Genomic DNA, 22,746 nt, shown 5'->3' on the forward strand with positions numbered 1-22,746 from the left:
GTCCCGAGATTCGTTTCGATGCCGCGCCCCTCCGGTTCCGGCCTGCGCCCCCGCGCGCTCGCCCTGCTGCTCGCCACCATCCCCGGTGCCGCCTTTCCCCAGGTTGCCGTCGCACAGGACACCATCGCCCTCGACGAGATCTCGGTCGCGGGCGCGGCGGCGTCCCCAAATCCATCCTCGACGCCCGCCTTCGGGGTCGCGGCACCGCCCGGCTCCGCCCCGAGCGTGATCGAGCGCCCGGTCGGCGAGATCGTCACGGCGATCGGCCGGCGGGACGTGATCGCCAACCGGCCGGCGACCAGCGTCGCGCAGGTGCTCGTCAACAGTCCCGGCGTCACCGTCCGCCAGGGCAACGGGCCCCGCGACGTCGTGGTGTCGATCCGCGGCAACAACGCCCGCTCGACCGGCGTGATCAAGAACATGGTGGTGCTGGAGGACGGCTTCGTCGTCACCCAGCCCGACGGCGCCTCGCGCTTCGACATCACGGATCCGCGGGCCTATTCGCGCATCGACGTCTTTCGCGGGCCGCAATCGCCCCTGTTCGGCAACTACGCCACCGGCGGGGCGATCGCGTTCCGCACCCGCACCGGCCGGGAGATCGACGGCTATGAGGTCGGGGTCGATGCCGGCAGCTTCGGCACCCTGAGCCGGTACTTCACGGTCGGCGGCGTGAGCGGGCCCTACGAGGTCAGCCTGTTCGCCAGCGATTTTCGCAGCAACGGCTACCAGGACCACGCCAGCGCCGACACCCAGACGGTGAACCTGCTGGCGAGCTACACGCCCAGCCCCGACAACCGCTTCACCCTCAAGGTGATCAACAACACGCTGGAGGCCGATCTTCCCGCCCGCTCGTCCCTGGCGCAGTACCGGATCAACCCCTACCAGCGCGGCTGCGCCAGCGCCGCCACCGCGGCGCCCGGCTGCACCACCGTCAACCTCCTGCGGAACGGCGCCTTCGGCGCCACCGTGCCGGTGACGGCCTCCGAGGGCGCCTTCGGCCGCAACGACCGGCGCACGATCATCGCGGCGCGCTGGGAGCACGACATCGACGCGAACACGACCTGGCGCACGCAGGTCGGCTTCGACGAGCGCAACTTCAACCAGCCATTCTACACGACCTCCTCGCGGGGCAGCTATCCGTCCTACACCGTCCTGTCGGACATAACGCATCGCGGCGAAGTGTTCGGCCTGCCGACGGTGGGCTACGCGGCGCTCTCGTACAGCGCCATCGACAACTACATCTCGCTGTTCAACCGGGCGCCCTATCTCGGGCCGCGCCTCGGCGCGCTCGCGAGCAACCAGGAGGCGGCGCAGTCGAATCTCGGCGGCCGCGCGCGGGCCGAGGTTGCGCTGTCGGAGCAGTGGACCGGCGTGCTCGGCATCTCGGCCGAGAATACCTGGCTCAAGGGCCGGACCCTGACCTACACGTATTCGGCGAACGGCACGAAGACCGCGCTCGCCGACATCGACCGCAGCTTCCTCAACGTCGCGCCGGAACTGGCACTGGTCTACCGGCCCGACGACACCCTGGCGTTCCGCGGCCGCGTCGCCACCGGCTATGCGACGCCGGCGGCAAGCCAGCTCTTCGTCACCCCGGCCGGCGTGCCGGGCAACAACACCGACCTGCGCACCCAGACCAACCTCGGCGTCGACCTCGGGGTCGACTGGTCGCCGCTGCCGGAGCTGCGCCTCAGCCTGACCGGCTTCTACGAGTTCTTCCGCAACGAGCTCGTCACGCAGTCGCCGGGGGCGGGGCTCCTCAGCTACACCTTCAACGCCCCGGCCTCCGAGCATCGCGGCATCGAGGCGGGGGCCGAATGGGCGTTCTCGCCCGGCTGGCGGGCGACCGCCGCCTACGGCCTCAACGACCAGTTCTACACCCGCTACGTCGAGCAACTGAGCGCCGGCAGCCTGACGGCGCGGTTCGACCGGGCCGGGCGCCTGATCCCGGGGGTACCGGCCCACCAGCTCCTCGCCCGCATCGGCTACAACCAGCCGACGGGGCCGCTGAAGGGGCTCGGCGCCTTCGTCGAGGCGGTCTACCAGGACGGCTTCTTCCTCGACAACGCCAACCAGCTGAAGGCGCCGGGCTACACGCTCCTCAACGCCAACCTCCATTACGACACCGACCTCGTCGGGTCCTACGCCAAGCGCCTCAGCCTCTACGTCGAGGTGCGCAACATCCTCGACACGACCTACATCGCCTCGGCCCAGCCGCTGGCGAACTCGATCAGCGCGGCGACCGGGCTGCAGAACGGGGCGGGGGTGCTCGCCACCACCACCGGCTCGATCTTCGCGGGCGCGCCGCGCAGCGTCGTCGGGGGGATGAAGCTGGCGTTCTGACGCGCCGGGCGACCGAGCGTCAGGCCACCGCCGCCATGGCGCCCGGGGCCTCCCATTCGGGGCCCCAGACCTGCACGACGTGGCCGGGCGAGACCTCGCGGTAGATCCGCTCGGGCGGGACATAGTCGACCGGGCGGATCGGGCTCTTGATCTCGTCGCTGCGCACGGCGTGGAGCTGGCGGCGCCGGCCCGGATCGGGCACCGGCACGGCGGCCATCAGCTTCTTCGTGTAGGGGTGCTGGGGCGCGCCGAAGATCGCCGCCCGGGGACCGATCTCGACGATCTCGCCGAGATACATCACGGCGACCCGGTGGCTCACCCGCTCCACCACCGCCATGTCGTGCGAGATGAACAGGTAGGCCAGACCCAGCGAGGCCTGAAGGTCGAGCATCAGGTTCACCACCTGCGCCTTCACCGAGACGTCCAGCGCCGAGACCGATTCGTCGGCCACGATCAGCCGGGGTTCGAGGGCCAGCGTGCGGGCGATGCAGATGCGCTGACGCTGGCCGCCGGAAAATTCGTGCGGGAAGCGGCTCGCCATCTCGGGCTTGAGGCCGACCCGGCGCAGCAGGTCGGCGGCACGCGCACGCGCCTCCCCGCGCGAGCAGAGGCGGTTGATCAGCAGCGGCTCGGCGATGGCGGCGCCGACGCTCATCCGCGGGTCGAGGCTGGCGAAGGGATCCTGGAAGATCATCTGCATCCGCCGGCGCGTGGCGCGGAGCGCAGAGGGCGACAGGCCGAGGACGTCCTCGCCGTCGAGGAGCACCGCGCCGGCGACCGGCTCGATCAGCCGCAGCACCGAGCGGCCGGTCGTGGACTTGCCGCAGCCCGATTCGCCGACGAGGGCCAGGGTCTCGCCCGCCCGGACCGCGAAGGACACGGCCTCGACCGCGTGGACCCGGCCGCGCACCCGCGAGAGCAGGCCGCCGCGGATGTCGAACCGGGTGGTGAGCCCCTTCACCTCGAGCACCGGCCGCTCGCCCTCGCGCACCGTGTCGGGGAGCGGTGGCGCCGCCTCCGGCTCGCCGGTGGCCCGGTCGACGATCTCGAACCGGGCCGGCCGTTCCGTGCCCTGCATCGCCCCGAGGCGCGGCACGGCGGCGAGCAGCGCGCGGCTGTAGGGGTGGGCCGGGCGGCGGAAGATCTGCTCGGTGGCGCCGGTCTCGACGGCGCGGCCCTCGACCATCACCACCGTGCGGTCGGCGATCTCGGCCACCACCCCCATGTCGTGGGTGATGAAGAGGACCGACATCCCTTCCTCCTCCTGGAGGAGCTTGATGAGGTCGAGGATCTGGGCCTGGATCGTCACGTCGAGCGCCGTCGTCGGCTCGTCGGCGATGAGGAGCTTGGGCCGGCAGGCGAGCGCCATGGCGATCATCACCCGCTGGCGCATGCCGCCGGAGAAGCGGTGCGGGTAGTCGTGCACCCGCGAGGCGGCGGCCGGGATGCGCACCTTGTCGAACAGCCGGACGGTCTCGGCCTCGGCCTCTCCATGCGACATCCCGCGGTGGAGCCGCAGCGCCTCGCCGATCTGGAAGCCGACGGTGAGCACCGGGTTCAGGCTCGTCATCGGCTCCTGAAAAATCATCGCGACGTCATCGCCGCGGATGCGCCGCATCTCGGCGTCCGGCAGGCGCAGGAGGTCGCGGCCCTCGAGCAGCACCCGGCCGCCGGTGCGGGTCGCGTCGCGCGGCGTGAGCCGCATGATCGACATCGCCGTGACGCTCTTGCCGGAGCCCGATTCACCCACGAGGGCGACCGTCTCCTTGGGGCCGATGTCGAACGAGACGCCGTGCACCACCGGGCGCCAGGCCTGCTCGGAGCGGAACGCGACGGTGAGGTCCTGGACCGAGAGGATCGGGGTGGTCATGGGTGTCCCCTCAATGGGTTTCGGTCGAAAGGCGGGGTCGAGCCTTCACATACGCTCCCCCTTTCCCGGACGACTGCAACGAAGTGGAAGGAGATCCGGGATCCAGCAGAGAATGTGCTGCGAAGCAGCGCCGTATGCTGCACCGTTGCAGACATAAGGACGCTTCGCGAATTTTCATGCTGGATCCCGGATCTCCTTCCGCTTCGCTACAGTCGTCCGGGAAAGGGTGAGGCTGTGAGCACTACAACACCCGCCGCGGATCGAGCGCGTCGCGCAGGCCGTCGCCGATGAAGTTGATCGACAGCACGGTCAAGAAAATCGCGGCGCCCGGAAACAGCGCCCAGTGCGGCGCCACGTCGAGGTGGTCCTTGGCGTCGTAGAGGAGCCGGCCCCAGGTCGGGATATCGGGCGGGAAGCCGAGACCTAGGAACGACAGGGTCGATTCGGCGATGATCGCCGACGAGACCTCGATCGTCGCCGCGACGATCACCGGCCCGATCGCGTTCGGCAGGATGTGGCGGGTGACGAGGTGCCAGGCGGTCGCGCCCTGCGAGCGCGCGGCCTCGACGAACTCCTTCTCGCGCAAGCTCAGGAACTGCGCCCGGACGAGGCGGGCCACCGGCATCCAGCGCAGGCCCCCGATCACCGCGACGATCATCACGAAGACCCCGCCCTCGACCCCGAAGACCTGCTTCAGCTGATCGCGGAAGAGGTAGATGATGAGGAGGAGCAGCGGCAGCTGCGGCAGCGACAGGAACAGGTCGGTCAGCCACATCAGGAACGGGTCGAGGAAGCGCCGCGACATGCCGGCGAGCGCGCCGACCACGACGCCGACCAGCGTCGCCACCACCATGGCGGCGAAGCCCACGGCGAGCGAGATCCGCCCGCCATAGATCATCCGGGCCAGGAGGTCCTGGCCGAGATCGTCGGTGCCGAGCGGGTGGGCCCAGGACGGGCCCTGGAGGGTGGCCGCGAAGTCGATCTCGTCGATCGCCACCGGCCAGACCCAGCCGCCGACCACGACCGCCAGCACCAGGAAGCCCAGCACCCCGACGCTGACCACCGCGAGGCGGTGTCGGCGGAAGCGCCGCCAGGTGTCCCGCCCCGACGCCGCCGGCGGCGCGGGGGCGGCCGCCTCAGCGGTAGGAGATGCGAGGGTCGAGCCAGCCATAGAGGAGGTCCGCGACGAGGTTGAACAGGACGACGAGGCAGGCGAACACGAAGGTGACGGCCATCACCACCGGCGTGTCGTTGGCGAGCATCGCGTTGATGAGGAGCGAGCCGATGCCGGGAATCCGGAAGATCTGCTCGGTGACGATGGCGCCGCCGAACACCGCCGGGATCTGGAGCGCCACCAGCGTCACGACCGGGATCAGGGCGTTGCGGGCGATGTGCCGGACCGTGACGGTGCCGTCCGACAGGCCCTTGGCCCGGGCGGTGGTGACGTAGTCGAGGCGCGCCACGTCGAGCACCGAGGCGCGGACGTAGCGGGTGTAGGACGCCGCCTGGAAGAAGCCGAGCACGCAGACCGGCATGATCGCCTGCCGGACGTGCTCCCAGGCCCAGCGCCAGCCGGTGGCCGAGATGTCGGCCTGGTAGACGAAGGGCAGCCAGTCGAGGGTGAGGCTGAACAGCAGGATGAACAAGAGGCCGGTGAAGAACGTCGGCAGCGAGAAGCCGATGAAGGCGAGCGTGTTGGCGACCTGGTCGAAGACCGAGTAGGGCCGGATCGCCGCCAGGATGCCGACCGGCACGGCGATGAGCAGCGCCAGCACCTGCGACGAGCCGACCACGAACAGGGTCGTGGGCAGCCGCTGCAGGATCAACTCGTCGACATCGACCCGGCTGGCGAAGGAGAAGCCCCAGTCGCCCTGGAGCATCGCCGTCAGCCAATGCAGGTAGCGCACCAGGATCGGGTCATCGAGGCCGAATTTCAGCCGCAGGGCCTCGCGTACCTCCGGCGGCACGTTGGGGTTGGTGGCCAGCTCCCCGAACGGGTCGCCGGGCGCCAGCGCCAGGACGGTGAACAGGATGAGGCTGATCCCGAGCAGGCTCGGGATCGCGATCAGCAGGCGGCGGAGGAGATAGGCTCCCATCGGGGGTTCGTTACGCCTGCTTGTACCACTCGGCCAGGAAGGCCAGCGAGTTGTCCCACCCACTCGCCGGCGCCTCGAGCTTGCCGTTGATCGCCGAGACCTGGGCGCGGTGGAGCAGCGGCAGGACGTAGTCGGCCACCACCAGGTCGTTCATCTTGACGAACAGGGCGGCCCGCTTGACGAGGTCGAGTTCGCTTTGCGCCGCCTTGTAGGCGGCGTCGACGTCCGGGTTCTGCATCCGGCAGATGTTGCGGCCCTGCCACTTGTTGGCTTTGGTGGCGGCTTCCCAGGAGACGTATTGGAGTGCGAACACCGCCGGATCGGCCTGCGTCATGTTCCAGGTATACATCTCCATGTCGGCGTAGAAATGCGGATAGGTATCCGGGTTCGCGACATCCGAGGAGAAGAACACAGAGCCTGGAACCGACTTCAGCTCCATGTCGATGCCGGCCTTCTGGGCGGCCTGCTTGATGATCGCCTGGGTCTTCTGGCGCGGCGCGTTGATCGAGGTCTGGAAGACGAATTTCAGCTTCTTGCCGTCCTTGGCGCGGATGCCGTCGCTCCCCTTCTTCCAGCCGGCGTCCTCGAGGATCTGCGCCGCCTTGTCGGGCTCGAAGGCGAAGGAGGTGCCTTTCGACACGAAGGGCGCCGGGCCGTTGAACACGTTGGCGGTGGCCCGGCCGGTGCGGCCGTAGATGAATTGCTGGATCGCCGCCCGGTTGACGAGCAGGTTCATCGCCTTGCGCACTGCCGGATCCGAGAAGGCCGGGTGCTTGGTCTTGAGCGAGGCGCGCTCGCCGTCGACCTCGACGTTCGGATCGGTGGCGTTGAGCAGCAGGAACTCGAGGTTGCCGCCGTAATCCATCTTGACCCGGCCCTTGCCCTCGGCCTCGAGCCGCTTGAGGATCTCGTCCTCGACCTGCATGTTCCAGGCATAGTCGTACTCGCCGGTCTGAAGCACGGCGCGGGCGGCCGAGACCGCGTCGCCGCCGCCCTTCATCTCGATCGAATCGAAGAACGGCCGGTTCGGGACGTGGTAATCCGGGTTGCGCACGCCGCGCAGGATGTCGCCGGGGCGGAACTCGCTGAACTTGTAGGGGCCGGTACCGACCGGCGCGAGGTTGGCCGGCGCGTCGCGGGACTTGTCGCCGTTGTAATCCGCGAAGACGTGCTTGGGGATGATCATCCCGGCGCTCGACACGAACGCATCGGCCCAGAACGGGGTCGGCTCCTTGAAGGTGAGCTTCACCGTCAGATCATCGACCTTCGTGACCTTGACGTTCATGTAGCTGCCGCCGGTCACCGCGGCGGTGGCCGGGTTGGCGGCGTATTCGGCGGTGAACACCACGTCGTCGGCGGTGAAGGGCTTGCCGTCGTGCCACTTCACGTTCGGCTTCAGTTTCCAGGTGACCGAGTAGCCGTCGGCCGCCACGCCGCCATTCTCCTTCGAGGGGATCTCGGCGGCCAGGATCGGGAAGAGGTTGCCGTCGGCGTCCCAGGCCGCCAGCGGCTCGTAGAAGATCCGCGAGCCCTCCTGGTCCTTGGTGCCGACCGCGAAATGCGGGTTGATCAGGGTCGCGGCCTGCCAGAACAGCAGCTTCAGCGGCCCGCCGCCGCCGGCCTTGGTCGGCTTGTAGGCGTCGCGCAAGGGGCTCGCCGCGAAGGCGACGCCGTTCTGGGCGAGCATCATCCCGGCCATCGGAGCGGTGAGGCCGAGCGCCAGCATCCGGCCCACGAAACCGCGCCGCGACAGGCTGCCGTCCTTCACCTCGCCGATCAGCGCGCGCAGGTCATGCTCGGTTACGCCACGCTCGGTCATCGACAAACACCCTTCTGGCTGGCCTCTCGCGGCCATCAGCATCGCGCCCGCCGCTTGTCCTTACAAGCGGCTCTGCAAAAATCAGCACTAGTTGTTAGCACTAACGAGATTCCATCAGGCAAAGCCCGGGCCACTTGCCCCACGCCGCGCGTCGATCCAAGCTATTCCGGCTGCGCGCGCCACATCCGCTCCCGCCGCGCTTGAGCCGGCGCGCCGCCTGCATGAGGCTCGCCCGCAAGGCGGCCCGCCGCAGGGCCCGCGAGGGAGTGAACCCCATGGACAACCGCAACGCCGTCTGGCGCCAGGTCGACACCCACAAGGCCCGGCTGATCGCCCTCTCGGACGAGGTCTGGGGCACGCCGGAGGTCTGCTACACGGAGGAACGCTCGGCCGCCGCGCACGCCGCCGAGCTGCGTCATCAGGGCTTTCGCGTGACGCAGGGAGCCGCCGGCATTCCGACCGCCGTCATCGGCGAGGCCGGGGAGGGCGGTCCCGTCATCGCGTTTCTCGGCGAGTACGATGCGCTTCCGGGGCTCAGCCAGGAGGCGGGCGTGGCGGCCCATACTCCCGTCCAGCAGGGTGGCCACGGCCACGGATGCGGGCACAACCTGCTCGGTTCGGCGGCACTGCTCGCCGCCACCGCCCTCAAGGACTGGCTCGCCGAGCAGGGGCTCCCCGGCCGCGTGCGCTATTACGGCTGCCCGGCGGAGGAGGGCGGCGCCGCCAAGGCGTTCATGGTCCGCGAGGGGCTGTTTTCGGATGCGGACGCTGCCGTCACCTGGCACCCGTCGAGCTTCTGGGAGGTCTCGCCGCCGCTCTCGCTCGCCAATACCCGCGCCGACTTCGTGTTCACCGGCCGCGCCTCGCACGCGGCGGCGGCCCCGCATCTCGGCCGCTCGGCCCTCGACGCGGTCGAGCTGATGAATGTCGGCGTGAACTACATGCGCGAGCACATGCCGAGCGATGCGCGGGTGCACTACGCCTATCTCGACACCGGCGGCATCGCCCCGAACGTCGTCCAGGCGCATGCCCGGGTGCGCTACTCGATTCGCGCCCGCGACCTTCCCGGTATGCGCGACCTCGTCGCCCGGGTGCGCAAGATCGCCGAGGGCGCGGCCCTGATGACCGAGACGCGCGTGGAGGTGCGCATCGTCAGCGCGGTCTCGAACCTCGTCGGCAACACTCCGCTGGAGGAGGCCCTGCACGGGGTCATGGAGGATCTGGGCGCCCCCCATTTCGACGATTCCGACCGGGCCTTCGCCCGCGAGATCCAGGGCACGCTCACCCCGCAGGACATCGCGGCCGTCTACCGCACCATCGGCCTCCCGGTGACCGACGCGCCGCTGGCCGACTTCCTGGTGCCGCTCGACGCGAACCGCAACCCGGCGATCGGCTCGACCGACGTCGGCGACGTGAGCTGGGTGGTGCCGACCGTGCAGGCCCACGCCCCGACGGTGGCGGTCGGTACCCCGTTCCACACCTGGCAGGTGGTGGCGCAGGGCAAGACCCCGGCGGCCCACAAGGCGATGGTGCAGGTGGCCAAAGCCATGGCGGCGCTCGGCGCCCGGCTCGCCACCGACGCGTCCCTGCGCGAGGCGGCGAAAGCGGACCTCAAGGCCCGCACCGGGCCCGAGGGCTACGTCTCGCCGCTGCCGGCGGAGGTGCAGCCGCCGCTCACGATGTCCGTGGGGTAAAGCGGCTCGCCGCGTCGCGTCCGCTGGGTTAGGCAGGAGAACCCTTTCTTCCGCCCGGACATCCCATGGACCAGACCGAGCCGCCGGCCCCGATCGCCATCGACGACTTCCTGAAGCTCGACGTGCGGGTCGGCACCGTCGTCGAGGCGGCGCCGATCCCCGAGGCGCGCCGCCCGGCCTACCGGCTCGTCATCGATCTCGGCCCGGCGCTCGGCCTGAAGAAGTCTTCCGCGCAGGTGACGGTGCACTACGCCCCCGAGGCTCTGATCGGCCGGCAGGTGCTGTGCGTCGTCAACCTGCCGCCGCGCCAGGTCGGCCCGGTCCGCTCCGAGGTCCTGACCCTCGGGGTGCCGGACGGGGAGGGCGCCGTGGTGCTGATCGCACCCGAGCGGCCTGTGCCGAACGGCGGGCGGCTTTACTGAATCTCACGGAGAGCGAGAGCGTCATGACTACCAGCCACGGACCTCTGCGGGTCGGCATCGGCGGCCCGGTCGGGTCGGGCAAGACCGCCCTGATGGAGGGCCTGTGCAAGGCCCTGCGCGAGCGCTACGACCTCTGCGCCATCACCAACGACATCTACACCAAGGAGGATGCGCGCCTCCTCACGGTGGCCGGCGCCCTTCCGGAAGAGCGGATCATGGGCGTCGAGACCGGCGGCTGCCCGCATACCGCGATCCGCGAGGACGCTTCGATCAACCTCGCGGCGGTGGCCGAGATGCGCCGGCGCTTTCCCGCGCTCGATCTGGTGCTGCTCGAATCCGGCGGCGACAACCTCGCGGCGACGTTCTCGCCCGAGCTCGCCGACATCACGATCTACGTCATCGACGTGGCCGGCGGCGAAAAAATCCCGCGCAAGGGCGGTCCCGGCATCACCCGCTCGGACCTCCTCGTCATCAACAAGACCGACCTCGCGCCCCTCGTCGGCGCCGATCTCGGGGTGATGGAGGAGGACACCAAGCGGATGCGGGGCACGCGGCCCTACGTCTTCGCGTCCCTGCGCCACGGCGACGGCGTCGAGGCGGTGGCCCGCTTCGTGGTGGAGGCCGGGGGGCTTTAGTGCTCCTCGACCTCCTGCACTGGCTCGTCCAGCCCGCGACCCTCGCGGCGCGGCGCCTCGGCCATGCCGGCGAGAGCGTGCGGCTCGCCTCGCGCTCCCGGCGCTGCCGCGGGGCCTGGGCGCCGCACCTCGCCGCCGCGCGGGATACGGTCCGGGCGGCGATGGCGGATCTGCCCCGCCGCGACACCGCCGTGGTGCTGGGCGCGGGCCTCCTCGACGACGTGCCGATCGACGACCTCGCCGCCGCGTTCCGCCGGGTGGTGCTCGTCGACGCGGTGCATCCCTGGCGCGGCCGGTGGCGGGCGCGGCGCCATCCCAACGTCGTGCGTCTGACCTTCGACCTCAGCGGCATGCAGGACCTGATGCTCGGCCGTGGCGAGACCGTCGGCCCGGTCCTGCCGCCGGTCTGCCGCGAGGCCGATCTCGTGATCTCGGCCAATCTCCTGTCGCAGCTGCCGATCCTGCCGGTCGCGCGCCTCGAGGCGACGGGCCGGCTCGGCCCCTTCACGGATCCCGACGCCTGCGGGTGCCGCATCGTGGCGGCGCATCTCGCGGCGCTCGCCGGACTCACCGCCCGCATCTGCCTCGTCGCCGATCGCGACGAGATCGAGGAGGACCGGGACGGGCGGGTGATCGAGCGCCTGGACCTGCTCTACGGGGTCGATCCGGGCCCCGCGCCGCGGAGCTGGGACTGGATCCTGGCGCCGTTCGGCGAGGAGGCACGGGACCGGCGACTGGTCCATCGCGTCTCGGCCTGGCCGGACTGGCGGCCACCGGCATGACATCCCGTCATGCCGAGGCGCGTCCGAGGCGGGTTCGCGCGGAAGGAGGAGGGGGCTAGGGTCGTCCTCTCAGCCAAGATCGCGGCGCGCGAGCCCATCGGCCGCACGGGGGAGGACAGAAGCGATGACCCGCGACGGCAGCGCGGCACCCGAAGACGCGGCGCCGGAGGACGCCTATTGGCGGCGCAACCTCGCGGTCTGCGTGTTCGGCTCCTTCACCACCCTCGTGGCGATGACCCTGCTGCTGCCGTTCCTCCCGCTCTACGTCGAGGAGCTCGGGGTCAAGGACCAGGCGGCGATCGTGCAATGGTCCGGCGTCGCGTTCGGGGCGACCTTCTTCAGCGCCGCCCTGGTGGCGCCGCTCTGGGGGCGGCTGGCCGACCTCTACGGCCGCAAGCTGATGCTGATCCGGGCGAGCCTCGGCATGGCGGTGGCGATGTCGCTGATCGGGCTCGCCGGCGACGTCTGGCAGCTCGTCGGCCTGCGCCTCCTCGCGGGGCTGCTCGGCGGCTACGCCTCGGGCTCGACGGTGCTCGTGGCGACCCAGACCCCGAAGGACCGCTCGGCCTGGGCGCTCGGGATGCTCGGCTCCGGCATCATGGCGGGCAACCTCGTCGGGCCGCTCGTCGGCGGGGTGCTGCCGCCGCTGATCGGCATCCGGGCGACGTTCTTCGCCGCCGGCGGGGTGATCTTCCTCGCCTTCCTGGCGACGCTTCTCCTGATTCGCGAGGCGCCGCGCCCGCCGCGCGCCGCGCGGGCCTCGGCGAGCTTTGCCGGCATCCCCGATAAGCGCCCGGCGCTCGCCATGCTGGCGACCGGGATGCTCCTGATGCTGGCGGTGATGTCGATCGAGCCGATCATCACCGTCTACGTCGCCGAACTGACCCCGGACCCGGCCCGGGTCACCCTGGTCGCCGGGCTCGCCATGTCGGCGACGGCCCTGGGGAGCATCCTGTCGGCGCCGCGGCTCGGGCGCCTTGCCGACCGGATCGGCCCCTGGACCGTCATCACCGCCAGCCTGACGGTCTGCGCCCTGCTCCTGGTGCCCCAGGCCCTGGTGACGCGCGACTGGCAGCTCGTCGCCCTGCGCTTCCTGATGGGGCTGGCCCTCGGCGGGCTCCTGCCCTGCATCGCCAGCGTGATCCGGCACTCGGTGCCCGACCGGGTCGCCGGGACGGTCCTGGGCTACTCGACCTCGTCGCAATATGTCGGGCAGGTGGTGGGCCCGCTGCTCGGCGGCTTCATCGGCGGGCATGTCGGCATGCGGGCGGTCTTCCTCGGCACCGCCGTGCTGATGGCCCTAGGCGCCGCCGGCACCGCGCTCGCCCGGCCCAAGGGAGTGAAGCAGTGACCGATAACGGCCTGGTGCGGCGCAGCCTCGCGACCGGCGACCCCTCCGGCGGGCATCTCGCCGCGCTCGAATTCGGGCCGGCCTCGCGCCCGCCGGACGCGATCCTGCTCCATGCCAACGGCTTCAACGCCCGCACCTATCGCAGCCTCGTCGCGCCGCTCGCCGACCGGTCCATCCTGGCCTACGACCAGCGCGGCCACGGCCGCTCGACCCTGCCGGCCGAGCCCGCCGGGCGGATCGACTGGTGGGACGTCACGCGCGACCTGATCGCCGTGCTCGACCGGCTGGAGACCGGTCCGCTCGTGCTGATCGGTCACTCGATGGGCGGCACCGCCTCGCTGCTCGCCGCCGCCGAGCGACCGGAGCGGGTGCGCCGCCTCGTCCTCCTCGATCCGGTGATCCAGGCGCCGGAGCGGCGCGGTGAGGGCCATGCCGGTCTCGCCGGAGGCGCGCTCAGGCGGCGCAGCGACTTCCCGTCCCGCGAGGCGGCACTCGCCGCCTATCGGGGCCGGGGCGCCTTCCGCACCTGGCCGGACGCGCCGCTCGCCGATTACGTCGCGGACGGTTTTCGCGAGGTCCCGGGCGGGGTCACGCTCGCCTGCACCGGCGCCTGGGAGGCGTCGAGCTACATGGCGCAGGGGCACGACCCGTGGGCGGCCCTCGCCCGCCTGTCCTGCCCGGCCGAGATCCTGCGCGCCGAGACCGGCAGCACCTGTGCGCTGGCGGAGAGCCCCCGCCCGGACATCGCGGTCGAGACGGTGCCGGGCACGACCCACTTCCTGCCCTTCGAGGCGCCCGAGCGCGTCCGCGCCGCGATCCGGCGGGCCATCGCCTGAAGAGACCCGCCTGCTGCCGGAGGGCGGTGAGGCGCCAGAGCATTGTCCGACGAAGTGGATACCGGTTCGTCGAAGAAAAAGCGGCAAAATCAAAAGCCGAGAGAGCTTCGCGATTGCAACGCGATCGTGACGCTCTCTAGCCGAGGCGCCCCTCGACCAGGCCCCCGAAACGACGACGGCGCCGGCCCCGCTCGGGACCGGCGCCGTCTCGTCATCCGCCGAGGCGGATCAGAGCGGCCGCTTCAGCATCCGGGCGACGAGGCCCAGGATGCCCTCGCGAAAGACCAGCACGCAGACCACGAACACCACGCCCTGGATGATCGTCACCCAGGCGCCGAACTGCGCCAGGTAGTTCTCCATCGCGATGATGACGAAGGAGCCGAGGATCGGGCCGAACACCGTGCCCATGCCGCCGACCAGCGTCATCAGCACCACCTCGCCCGACATCGACCAGTGCACGTCGGTGAGCGAGGCGAGCTGGAACACGATCGCCTTGGTCGAGCCGGCGAGCCCCGCGAGCGTCGTCGAGAGCACGAAGACCGCGAGCTTGTACTGGTTGGCGCGGTAGCCCAGCGAGATGGCGCGGGGTTCGTTGTCGCGGATCGCCTTCAGCACTTGACCGAAGGGCGAGTGGATGATGCGGTAGATCAGCAGGAGGCCGAGGAAGAAGATCACCGCCACGAGGCCGTAGAGCACCCGGTCGTCGGCGAGGCTGATGACGCCGAACAGGTTGCCGCGCGGCACCGCCTGGATGCCGTCCTCGCCGCCGGTGAACTTGGCTTGCAGCGAGAAGAAGAACACCATCTGGGCGAGCGCCAGGGTGATCATCGAGAAGTAGATGCCCTGGCGCCGGATGGCGAGCGCCCCGAAGACGAGGCCGAGAAGCGCCGCCATCAGGGTCCCGCCCAGGATCGCGAGTTCCGGCGTCAGGCCCCAGTTCTTGGCGGTGTAGGCGGTGACGTAGCTCGCCATGCCGAAATAGGCGGCATGGCCGAAGGACAGGAGGCCGCCGTAGCCGAGCAGCAGGTTGAAGGCCAGCGCGAACAGCGCGAAGCACAGCACCTTCATCAAGAAGACGGGATACAGGATGAAGGGCAGCACCGCGAGCAGGACCGCGATGATGACGAAGACGAGGCGGTGGAACGCCTTGGCGTCTCGGCCCTCGGGCAGGGTGGCGGCGATCGGGGTGGCGTCGGTGGACGCCGCGGCGGAGGACATGGGGGGTGTTCCTTCAGGCGTGGCGGGTCAGGCGGTGCGGCCGAACAGGCCGGCGGGCTTCACCAGCAGCACCAGCACCATGATGACGAAGATCACGGTCGAGGAGGCTTCCGGATAGAAGACCTTGGTCAGGCCCTCGACCAGCCCGAGGCTGAATCCGGTGATGATCGAGCCGAGGATCGACCCCATGCCGCCGATGACCACGACCGCGAAGACCACGATGATGATGTCGGCGCCCATGTTCGGGTTCACCGAATAGACCGGCGCGGCGAGCACGCCCGCGAAGGCGGCGAGCGCCACGCCGAAGCCGTAGGTCAGCGTCAGCAGCAGCGGCACGTTCACCCCGAAGGCCTGGACCAGGGTCGGGTTCTCGGTGGCCGCGCGCAGGTAGGCGCCGAGCTTGGTCTTCTCGATGACGAGCCAGGTGGCGATGCAGACGACGAGCGAGGCGACGACGACCCAGCCGCGGTAGTTCGGCAGGAACATGAAGGGCAGGCGCTGGCCGCCCGAGAGTTCGGAGGGGATCGCGTAGGGCAGGCCCGACACGCCGTATTCGTTGCGGAACAGGCCCTGGATGATCAGCGCGAGGCCGAAGGTCAGGAGCAGGCCGTAGAGGTGATCGAGCTTGTAGAGCCGCGAGATCAGCAGCCGCTCGAGGATCACCCCGAACAACCCGACGATGATCGGCGCGAGGAGCAGCGCCCACCAGTAGCCGAGGCCGGCGTAGTTCAGCAGCATCCAGGCGACGAAGGCGCCCATCATGTACTGCGCGCCGTGGGTGAAGTTGATGATGTTCAACAGCCCGAAGATGATCGCCAGCCCGAGCGACAGGATGGCGTAGAACGAGCCGTTGATGAGGCCGAGCAGGAGCTGGCCGAAGAGCGCCTGCATGGGGACGCCGAGGATCGTGGGCATGGGGTCTGGCGACTCGCGTGGGGACCGGGCCTGGTGCGGATGGGGCCGGCGGCGCCGCGAGGCGCCGCCGGAAGGAGCGTCAGCTCTTGTTCACCAGCGGGCAGTTGCCCTGGTTGAGCGGGCGGAACGCCTCGTCGCCGGGAATGGTCGCCAGGGTCTTGTAGAGATCCCAGGGGCCCTTCGACTCGGCCGGCTTCTTCACCTCGAACAGGTACATGTCGTGGATGGTGCGGCCGTCGGGGCGGATGTTGCCCTTGCCGAACAGGGGATCGTCGGTCGGGATCTCCTTCATCTTGGCGACGACCTTGCCGCCGTCGGAGGCCGACTTCAGCGCCTCGACCGCCTTCAGGTAGTGGAGCACGCTGGCATAGACGCCGGCCTGCACGGCGGTCGGCTTCTTGCCGCCGTTCTGCTTGGCGAAGCGATCGGAGAAGGCGCGGGTGCCGTCGTTGAGGTCCCAGTAGAACGGCTCGGTCAGCACCAGCCCCTGCGCGATCTTCGGGGTCAGGGCGTGGATGTCCGAGGAGAAGATCAGCAGGCCCGCGATGGCCTGGCCGCCCTCGGTGATGCCGAACTCGGCCGCCTGCTTGATGGCGTTGATAGTGTCGCCGCCGGCATTGGCCAGCCCGATCACCTTGGCGCCCGAGCCCTGGGCCTGGAGCAGGAAGGACGAGAAGTCGGCGGTCGGGAACGGCGTCTTGACGGCGCCGACCACCTTGCCGCCGTTCTTGTTGACGACCTCGGTGGTGTCGCGCTGCAGCGCCTGGCCGAAGGCGTAGTCGGCGGTGAGGAAGAACCAGGTGGTGCCGCCGCGCTTGACCATGGCGCCGCCGGTGCCGTTCGCTAGCGCCACGGTGTCGTAGGTCCAGTGGACGGTGTTGGGCGAGCATTGCGGGCCGGTGAGGTCCGCGGTGCCGGCGCCCGAATTGACGAAGGCCTTGTTCTTCTCCCGCGTCACCTGGTTGACGGCGAGCGCCACCGAGGAGGTCGGGACGTCGAAGATCGCATCGACCCCGTCGCGGTCGTACCATTGCCGGGCGATCGAGGCGCCGACGTCGGGCTTGTTCTGGTGGTCGGCGGCGACGATCTCGACCTTCAGGCCCTTCTCGGCGGCCTTGAAGTCCTCCACCGCCATGCGGGCGGCGACGACCGAGCCCTCGCCCGCGATGTCGGCATAGACGCCCGAGCGGTCGTTCAGCACGCCGATCTTGACCGGTGTCTGCGCGAGCGCTTGGCCGGCGGCAACGGCGCAGAGGGCGCTGGCGAGCAACAACCGTTTCAGCATCGTTCTACCTCCCTGTGGATGCCGCCCGCATGCGGCGGCGTTCGGCTGGTGAGTCGGGCGGGCTTCGCGCGCCGCGACGGCGCCGTGCCCGCTTCTGGATGGAGAGAGCCCGTCAGGGCCTCGGTCCTTCCGCCTGCGCGGCCTTCAGGACCAGCGGGCATCCGCCCTGGTCGAGGGGCCGGAAGGCTTCGCGACCCGGGATGGTCGCCAGGGTCCTGTAGAGGTCCCACTCGCCCTTCGACTCGGCGGGTTTCTTGACCTCGAACAGGTACATGTCGTGGATCTTGCGGCCGTCGGCCCGGATCGTGCCCTTGCCGAACAGGGGATCGTCGGTCGGGATCTCCTTCATCCTGGCGACGACCTTGTCTCCGTCCGCGGCCGAGCCCAGCGCCTCCACGGCCTTCAGGTAGTGGAGCACGCCCGCATAGACCCCGGCTTGCGCCGCCGTCGGCTTTTTGCCGCCGGCGAGCCTGGCGAAGCGGTCCGAGAAGGCCCGGGTGTTATCGTTGAGGTCCCAGTAGAACGGCTCGGTCAGCACCAGCCCCTGCGCCACCCTCGGGGTCAGGGCGTGGATGTCGGAGGAGAAGATCAGGAGCCCGGCGAGTGCCTGTCCGCCCTCCGCCACCCGCAGCCGCGCCGCCTCGCGCACCGCCCCGATCGTGTCGCCGCCGGCATTGGCGAGCCCGATCACCTTGGCCCCCGAGCCTTGCGCCTGCCGGAGGGCGGGCGCGAAGTCGAAGGCCGGGAACGGAGTCTTCACCGCACCGAGCACCCGGCCGCCCCGGCGCTCGATCAGCGCCGTGGTGTCGCGCTGCACCGCCTCGCCGAAGGCGTAGTCGGCGGTGACGAAGAACCAGGTGTCGCCACCGCGCTTGACCATCGCGCCGCCGGTGCCGTTGGCGAGCGCCACCGTGTCGAAGGTCCAGTGGACGGTGTTGGGCGAGCAATCCGGCCCGGTGAGGTCCGCGGTGCCGGCGCCGGAATCGACGAAGACCTTGTTCTTCTCGCGGGTGACCTCGTGCACCGCCAGCGCCACCGACGAGGTCGGCACGTCGAAGATCGCGTCGACCCCCTCGCGGTCGTACCAGGCCCGGGCGAGGCTCGCGCCGACCGCGGGCTTGTTCTGGTGGTCGCCGGAGACGACCTCGACCGACAGGCCGTGATTCTGCGCGCGAAAATCCTCCACCGCCATGCGGGCGGCGACGACCGAGCCCTCGCCCGAGATGTCGGCATAGACCCCCGAGCGGTCGTTGAGCACGCCGATCTTGACCGGAACGACCCGGCCGGGGGTCCCCGCAAGCGCTGCCACGCCCGGGCCGAGACCGAGCGCGGGCCCCGCCAGCAGGGCCGTGAGGAGGACCCGCGCCCGCATCACACGCCGAGATAGGTGTGCAGCTTGTCGATGTTGGCGTCGAGCTCGGCGTTCGGGATCATGTCGATCACCCGGCCCTGCTCGACGACGAAGTGCCGGTCGGCCACGGTCTGGGCGAAGCGGAAGTTCTGCTCCACCAGGATGATCGTGTAGCCCTCGGACTTCAGCCGGGCGATGGTCCGGCCGATCTGCTGCACGATGACCGGCGCGAGACCCTCGGTCGGCTCGTCGAGCAGGATCAGCTTGGCGCCGGTGCGCAGGATGCGGCCGATGGCCAGCATCTGCTGCTCGCCGCCCGACAGCTTGGTGCCCTGGCTGCCCGAGCGCTCCTTGAGGTTGGGGAACAGGGTGTAGATCTGCTCGACCGTCATCCCGCCGGGCTTCACCCGGGGCGGCAGCATCAGGTTCTCGTAGACCGACAGGCTCGAGAAGATGCCGCGCTCCTCCGGCACGTAGCCCAAGCCCAGCTTGGCGATGTTGCGCGAGGCCATGGCGATGGTCTCGGTGCCGTCGTAGCGGATCGAGCCCTTGCGCTTGCCCAGGATGCCGATGATGGCGCGGAGCGTCGTCGTCTTGCCGGCGCCGTTGCGGCCGAGCAGGGTCACCACCTCGCCGGGCTTCACGTCGAAGGTGATGCCATGCAGCACGTGGCTCTCGCCGTACCAGCCTTCGAGGCCCTGCACCGCGAGGAGGGGGGCGGCGCCCGCGCCCGCCGCCGGGACCGGCTTCGTCATCACCGCCTCAGCCATGACCGGCTCCGATATAGGCCTCAACCACGCGGGGATCCTTCGACACGGTGGCGTAGTCGCCCTCCGCCAGCACCTGGCCGCGCGCCAGCACGGTGATGCGGTCGGAGAGCGAGGCGACGACCGACAGGTTGTGCTCGACCATCAGGATGGTGCGGTTCGCCGAGACCCGGCGGATCAGGGAGGCGGTCCGGTCGACGTCCTCGTGGCCCATGCCGGCCATCGGCTCGTCGAGGAGCAGCATCTCGGGCTCGAGCGCCAGCGTCGTGGCGATCTCCAGCGCCCGCTTGCGGCCGTAGGAGAGTTCCACCGCCGGAATGTCGGCGAACTCCGACAGGCCGACCGCCTCGACGAGGTCCAGCGCCTCGCGGTTCAGCGCCCGCAGCACCGTCTCGGAGCGCCAGAAGTCGAAAGAGTCGCCGCGCTTGCGCCGCTGGAGCGCGATGCGGACATTCTCCTTGACGGTGAGGTGCGGGAAGACCGCCGAGATCTGGAACGAGCGCACCAGGCCGAGCCGGGCCACGTCCGCCGGCTTCATGCCGGTGATGTCGCGGCCGTTGTAGCGGATCGAGCCCGCCGACGGCGTCAGGAACTTCGTCAACAGGTTGAAGCAGGTCGTCTTGCCGGCGCCGTTCGGGCCGATCAGCGCGTGGATCGTCCCGCGCTTGACCTCGAGCGTCACGCCGTTGACGGCGCGAAACCCCTTGAACTCCTTGGTCAGGCCCTCGGTCGACAGGACGATGTCCTGGCCCCGGGCGCCGGCCTCAGCGTGGGTTAGCGGTTGGGCCATGTCGGCGCGTCACCCCTGCGTTTCCTCGCTCGCGCTTATGCGCGTATCGCATAGCGAAACAGCATGCCGCCGAAGGAGTGTCAACGGGTCGACGCCGGCCTGCCGCAGGGCGAATCCGGCCTGTCAGGCCTTATTCACCGCCGGTTTCGGTTCGAGGAGCGCCCGTGCCGTCCGGGTGAGCGGCCGCTCGATCACGCGGTGCAGCACGAGTGCGGCGAGGCAGGCGAGGGCCAGCATCGCGGCCACCACGAGGCCGGGCCCGAGACGGGCGGCGAGCCCGGTCGCCTCGATGGCGATCCGCACCCCGCGCACCGCGAAGGGATGGACGAGGTAGAGCGCGTAGGAGGCATCCCCGAGGAGGGTTGCGGGTCTCAGCAGGGCCGCACGGCGCGGGCCGCCGACGCCGGAGGGCCCGAGCGCGGCGGCCGCGACGAGAAGGCAGGCCGGCCCGCCCCAGGCGAGGCAGCGGGGAAGGGCGGGGGCATCGCCCGCGAGCGACAGGAGCACGAGGCCGATCCCCGCGAGAACCAGGCGGGCGAGGCCGGGGAGGTGCAGCCCCTCCTGGCGCGCCAGGGCCAGGAGGGCCCCGCAGGCGAATTCGAGGACGATCGGGTCGCTCCAGAACGCCAGCGGCACCGGCAGCGCCGTGCCATGATGGACCGCGGCCGCCCCCAGGAGCACGAGACCGGCGAACACCGCGACCGTGCCGGCGACCGCCTGCCTTCGGCCCCAGGGCAGCACGAGGGCGAAGACGACGTAGAACGCCATCTCGTAGTTCAACGTCCAGCCGAGGGAGTAGAGCGGCTGCACCGCCCCGTCGCCCCGGGCCATCGGCCAGAACAGATAGGAGGCCGCGAGGTAGGCCGGCCCCTCGCCGCCGGCCCCCAGGAGGCCCGGTCTGAGCCAGGCGAGGGCGAGGTAGAGCGTGGTGGCGAGCCAGTAGAGGGGCACCACCCGGGCGACCCGGTGGGCGAGGAAGATCCGCCGCGCCTCCCTCCGCCCGTGCAGCGGGGCCGCCGCGTGCACGATGATGAAGCCCGAGATGACGAAGAACACGTCGACGCCCGCCGGCCAGGGCAGCCAGGCGGCCGGCGCGAAGGCGAGGCCCGCCCGATCGGCGAGGCCCGCGACTTCGTGCTGGGCATGGCCGGCGGCGACCATCACGGCGGCCAGCGCCCGCAGGACCTGGATCAGCGGCAGGGGCGTGGGACGGAACAAGGACATCGCTCACCGGACACGGGCACCCGGACGGGACCCGGCGCGGTCTTACCGGAGCCGGGGCGGGTTCGGCCAGGGCCGGCAGACCCCGGATACATGACGCGACCGCGGGAACAATGCCGCCGGAACGTCGTTGTCCAGCCCGAAAGCGTCCTGCCAAGCCGATGACGCAGCCGTGACCGAGACGATCCCTCGATATCCGGCGGTTCTGGCACGTTACGCTCAAGAACAGACTACCAGGAGTTGACCGATGAAGAAGCTCGTTGCCCTGACCGGCCTCGCCGTTGCTCTCGCCACCCCCGCCTTCGCGCAGCAGGTCGGCAATTTCAACGAGTTCCGCTCGATGGCGCTGATGTCGAATGCGTTCGAGGTCAAGGCGAGCCAGATCGCCCTCGACAAGTCGCGCAACCCGCGCATCCGCAGCTTCGCCCAGGAGATGATCCGCGACCACCGCGCCGCCAACGTGGCGCTGCTCGGTGGCCGTGAGAACGTCGCCGGCGGCGTCGGCTCCGGCATCGGCGGCCTGATCGAGGCGCCCTTCGCCATCGCGGGCGGCGCGGTCGGCGCGGCCACGGGTGCGGCGGCCGGCGTCGTCGGCGGCACGCTCCAGGGCGGCCCGGTCGGCGGCCTCGAGGGCCTCGGCTCCGGCGCGGCCCGCGGCGCCCGGATGGGTGCGAACGCGGTCGACTTCGACGGCGACGTGACCACCACCGCCGCCACCCGTGCCATCCCGCTGGGCCCGCAGCAGCAGGCGATGCTCGCCGAGCTCGCCGACACCCCGGCCGGCCCGGCCTTCGACCGGACCTACGCCCGCATGCAGGTCCAGGCCCACTCCATGACCGTGGCCAACTACCAGGCCTACGCCCAGTCGGGTCCGAACCCGGCCCTGCGCAACTACGTCCAGCAGGCCCTGCCGGTGATTCAGCAGCATCTGGCGCAGGCCCAGCGCCTGCCGGGCGCCCGCTGAGCGCACGGACCAACCTCGAGATGACGGAGCGGCGGGCCGAGTGGCCCGCCGTTTCCGTTCGTGGCATACGCTAAGCAGATTTCGCCGAAGTGGATACCGGTTCTAGACAAAAATCTGCGACAAAACAAGAACCTAAGCGGGCGAAGCGGTAACCGGGGCAAATTCACGGGCGAGCAGGTGCAGCATTTCTGGTCTCGCACATGCGAGATGCTGCATTGTCAGTAGCTTGCGGGTTCGAAGGACCGCCCCTGCGACGCATTTTCGAATTCCCGCCCGCGATTTTGCCCCGGTTACGGCGAAGCGTTGGCCTGCCCACGGTACCCGACCCTGGCCGGGAACCGTGCAGCCAGGCTCCATGACCCATTGTAAACCAATCCCTTTTCCGGA

The 22,746-nt window shown here is 70.3% G+C and carries 19 protein-coding genes; 8 read left to right on the forward strand and 11 right to left on the reverse strand.

Features of this window, described 5'->3' with window-relative positions:
- The first annotated feature begins 18 nt into the window (after nucleotides 1–18).
- Complete coding sequence (locus tag QR78_RS03495; protein ID WP_048426102.1) at nucleotides 19–2,343, forward strand: TonB-dependent receptor family protein; 2,325 nt, start codon at nucleotides 19–21, stop codon at nucleotides 2,341–2,343.
- A 19-nt stretch (nucleotides 2,344–2,362) separates the two neighbouring features.
- Here QR78_RS03495 and QR78_RS03500 read toward each other — a convergent pair whose 3' ends face one another.
- The 4 genes from QR78_RS03500 to QR78_RS03515 all read right to left on the reverse strand — a co-directional run bounded on the left by QR78_RS03500 (nucleotide 2,363) and on the right by QR78_RS03515 (nucleotide 8,128).
- Nucleotides 2,363–4,213 carry an ABC transporter ATP-binding protein gene (locus QR78_RS03500; RefSeq protein ID WP_048426103.1) on the reverse strand — a complete coding sequence of 617 codons (1,851 nt, stop codon included), beginning with the start codon at nucleotides 4,211–4,213 and terminating at the stop codon, nucleotides 2,363–2,365.
- 241 nt (nucleotides 4,214–4,454) lie between these two features.
- A complete protein-coding gene (locus QR78_RS03505) occupies nucleotides 4,455–5,384 on the reverse strand; it encodes an ABC transporter permease (RefSeq protein WP_048426104.1) in 930 nt (309 codons plus the stop codon).
- Complete coding sequence (locus tag QR78_RS03510; protein WP_048426105.1) at nucleotides 5,350–6,309, reverse strand: ABC transporter permease; 960 nt, start codon at nucleotides 6,307–6,309, stop codon at nucleotides 5,350–5,352. The genes QR78_RS03505 and QR78_RS03510 overlap by 35 nt, the downstream gene beginning before the upstream one ends.
- Nucleotides 6,310–6,319: 10 nt before the next feature.
- Nucleotides 6,320–8,128: a peptide ABC transporter substrate-binding protein gene (locus QR78_RS03515; RefSeq protein ID WP_048426106.1), complete on the reverse strand. Its 1,809-nt coding sequence runs from the start codon at nucleotides 8,126–8,128 to the stop codon at nucleotides 6,320–6,322.
- Nucleotides 8,129–8,403: 275 nt separating this feature from the next.
- On the opposite strand from QR78_RS03515, the gene QR78_RS03520 reads away from it, so the two are divergent.
- The 6 genes from QR78_RS03520 to QR78_RS03545 all read left to right on the forward strand — a co-directional run bounded on the left by QR78_RS03520 (nucleotide 8,404) and on the right by QR78_RS03545 (nucleotide 13,848).
- The gene (locus tag QR78_RS03520) at nucleotides 8,404–9,822 is read left to right on the forward strand and encodes a M20 family metallopeptidase (RefSeq protein WP_048426107.1); all 1,419 of its coding nucleotides are present in this window, start codon (nucleotides 8,404–8,406) and stop codon (nucleotides 9,820–9,822) included.
- 65 nt (nucleotides 9,823–9,887) lie between these two features.
- On the forward strand, nucleotides 9,888–10,244 hold the full coding sequence (locus tag QR78_RS03525; RefSeq protein ID WP_048426108.1) for a tRNA-binding protein: 357 nt from the start codon (nucleotides 9,888–9,890) through the stop codon (nucleotides 10,242–10,244).
- Between the two features lie 23 nt (nucleotides 10,245–10,267).
- Nucleotides 10,268–10,879, forward strand: coding sequence for an urease accessory protein UreG (gene ureG / locus QR78_RS03530; protein WP_048426109.1), 612 nt, complete (start codon nucleotides 10,268–10,270; stop codon nucleotides 10,877–10,879).
- Nucleotides 10,879–11,661: a hypothetical protein gene (locus tag QR78_RS03535; protein ID WP_048426110.1), complete on the forward strand. Its 783-nt coding sequence runs from the start codon at nucleotides 10,879–10,881 to the stop codon at nucleotides 11,659–11,661. Before ureG ends, QR78_RS03535 begins: the two co-directional genes overlap by 1 nt.
- Nucleotides 11,662–11,785: 124 nt before the next feature.
- On the forward strand, nucleotides 11,786–13,012 hold the full coding sequence (locus QR78_RS03540) for an MFS transporter (RefSeq protein WP_048426111.1): 1,227 nt from the start codon (nucleotides 11,786–11,788) through the stop codon (nucleotides 13,010–13,012).
- Nucleotides 13,009–13,848, forward strand: coding sequence for an alpha/beta fold hydrolase (locus QR78_RS03545; protein WP_048426112.1), 840 nt, complete (start codon nucleotides 13,009–13,011; stop codon nucleotides 13,846–13,848). Before QR78_RS03540 ends, QR78_RS03545 begins: the two co-directional genes overlap by 4 nt.
- 228 nt (nucleotides 13,849–14,076) lie before the next feature.
- Here QR78_RS03545 and QR78_RS03550 read toward each other — a convergent pair whose 3' ends face one another.
- The 7 genes from QR78_RS03550 to QR78_RS03580 form a co-directional block, all read right to left on the reverse strand.
- A complete protein-coding gene (locus tag QR78_RS03550) occupies nucleotides 14,077–15,066 on the reverse strand; it encodes a branched-chain amino acid ABC transporter permease (protein ID WP_048426113.1) in 990 nt (329 codons plus the stop codon).
- Between the two features lie 27 nt (nucleotides 15,067–15,093).
- Nucleotides 15,094–15,981, reverse strand: a complete 888-nt coding sequence (locus QR78_RS03555) for a branched-chain amino acid ABC transporter permease (RefSeq protein ID WP_048426114.1) — start codon at nucleotides 15,979–15,981, stop codon at nucleotides 15,094–15,096.
- Between the two features lie 79 nt (nucleotides 15,982–16,060).
- A complete protein-coding gene (locus tag QR78_RS03560; RefSeq protein ID WP_048426115.1) occupies nucleotides 16,061–17,266 on the reverse strand; it encodes an ABC transporter substrate-binding protein in 1,206 nt (401 codons plus the stop codon).
- 112 nt (nucleotides 17,267–17,378) lie between these two features.
- On the reverse strand, nucleotides 17,379–18,638 hold the full coding sequence (locus QR78_RS03565; protein WP_082171706.1) for an ABC transporter substrate-binding protein: 1,260 nt from the start codon (nucleotides 18,636–18,638) through the stop codon (nucleotides 17,379–17,381).
- Nucleotides 18,638–19,387 carry an ABC transporter ATP-binding protein gene (locus QR78_RS03570; protein WP_048426116.1) on the reverse strand — a complete coding sequence of 250 codons (750 nt, stop codon included), beginning with the start codon at nucleotides 19,385–19,387 and terminating at the stop codon, nucleotides 18,638–18,640. The genes QR78_RS03565 and QR78_RS03570 overlap by 1 nt, the downstream gene beginning before the upstream one ends.
- Nucleotides 19,380–20,174, reverse strand: coding sequence for an ABC transporter ATP-binding protein (locus tag QR78_RS03575; RefSeq protein ID WP_048426117.1), 795 nt, complete (start codon nucleotides 20,172–20,174; stop codon nucleotides 19,380–19,382). Before QR78_RS03575 ends, QR78_RS03570 begins: the two co-directional genes overlap by 8 nt.
- Nucleotides 20,175–20,297: 123 nt before the next feature.
- Nucleotides 20,298–21,398 carry an acyltransferase family protein gene (locus tag QR78_RS03580; RefSeq protein ID WP_425284141.1) on the reverse strand — a complete coding sequence of 367 codons (1,101 nt, stop codon included), beginning with the start codon at nucleotides 21,396–21,398 and terminating at the stop codon, nucleotides 20,298–20,300.
- Nucleotides 21,399–21,642: 244 nt separating this feature from the next.
- Between QR78_RS03580 and QR78_RS03585 the strand changes: the two genes are divergently transcribed.
- Complete coding sequence (locus QR78_RS03585; RefSeq protein ID WP_048426118.1) at nucleotides 21,643–22,359, forward strand: DUF4142 domain-containing protein; 717 nt, start codon at nucleotides 21,643–21,645, stop codon at nucleotides 22,357–22,359.
- Nucleotides 22,360–22,746: the final 387 nt, after the last annotated feature.

The organism is Methylobacterium indicum (assembly GCF_001043895.1).
GTDB classification, from domain to species: domain Bacteria; phylum Pseudomonadota; class Alphaproteobacteria; order Rhizobiales; family Beijerinckiaceae; genus Methylobacterium; species Methylobacterium indicum.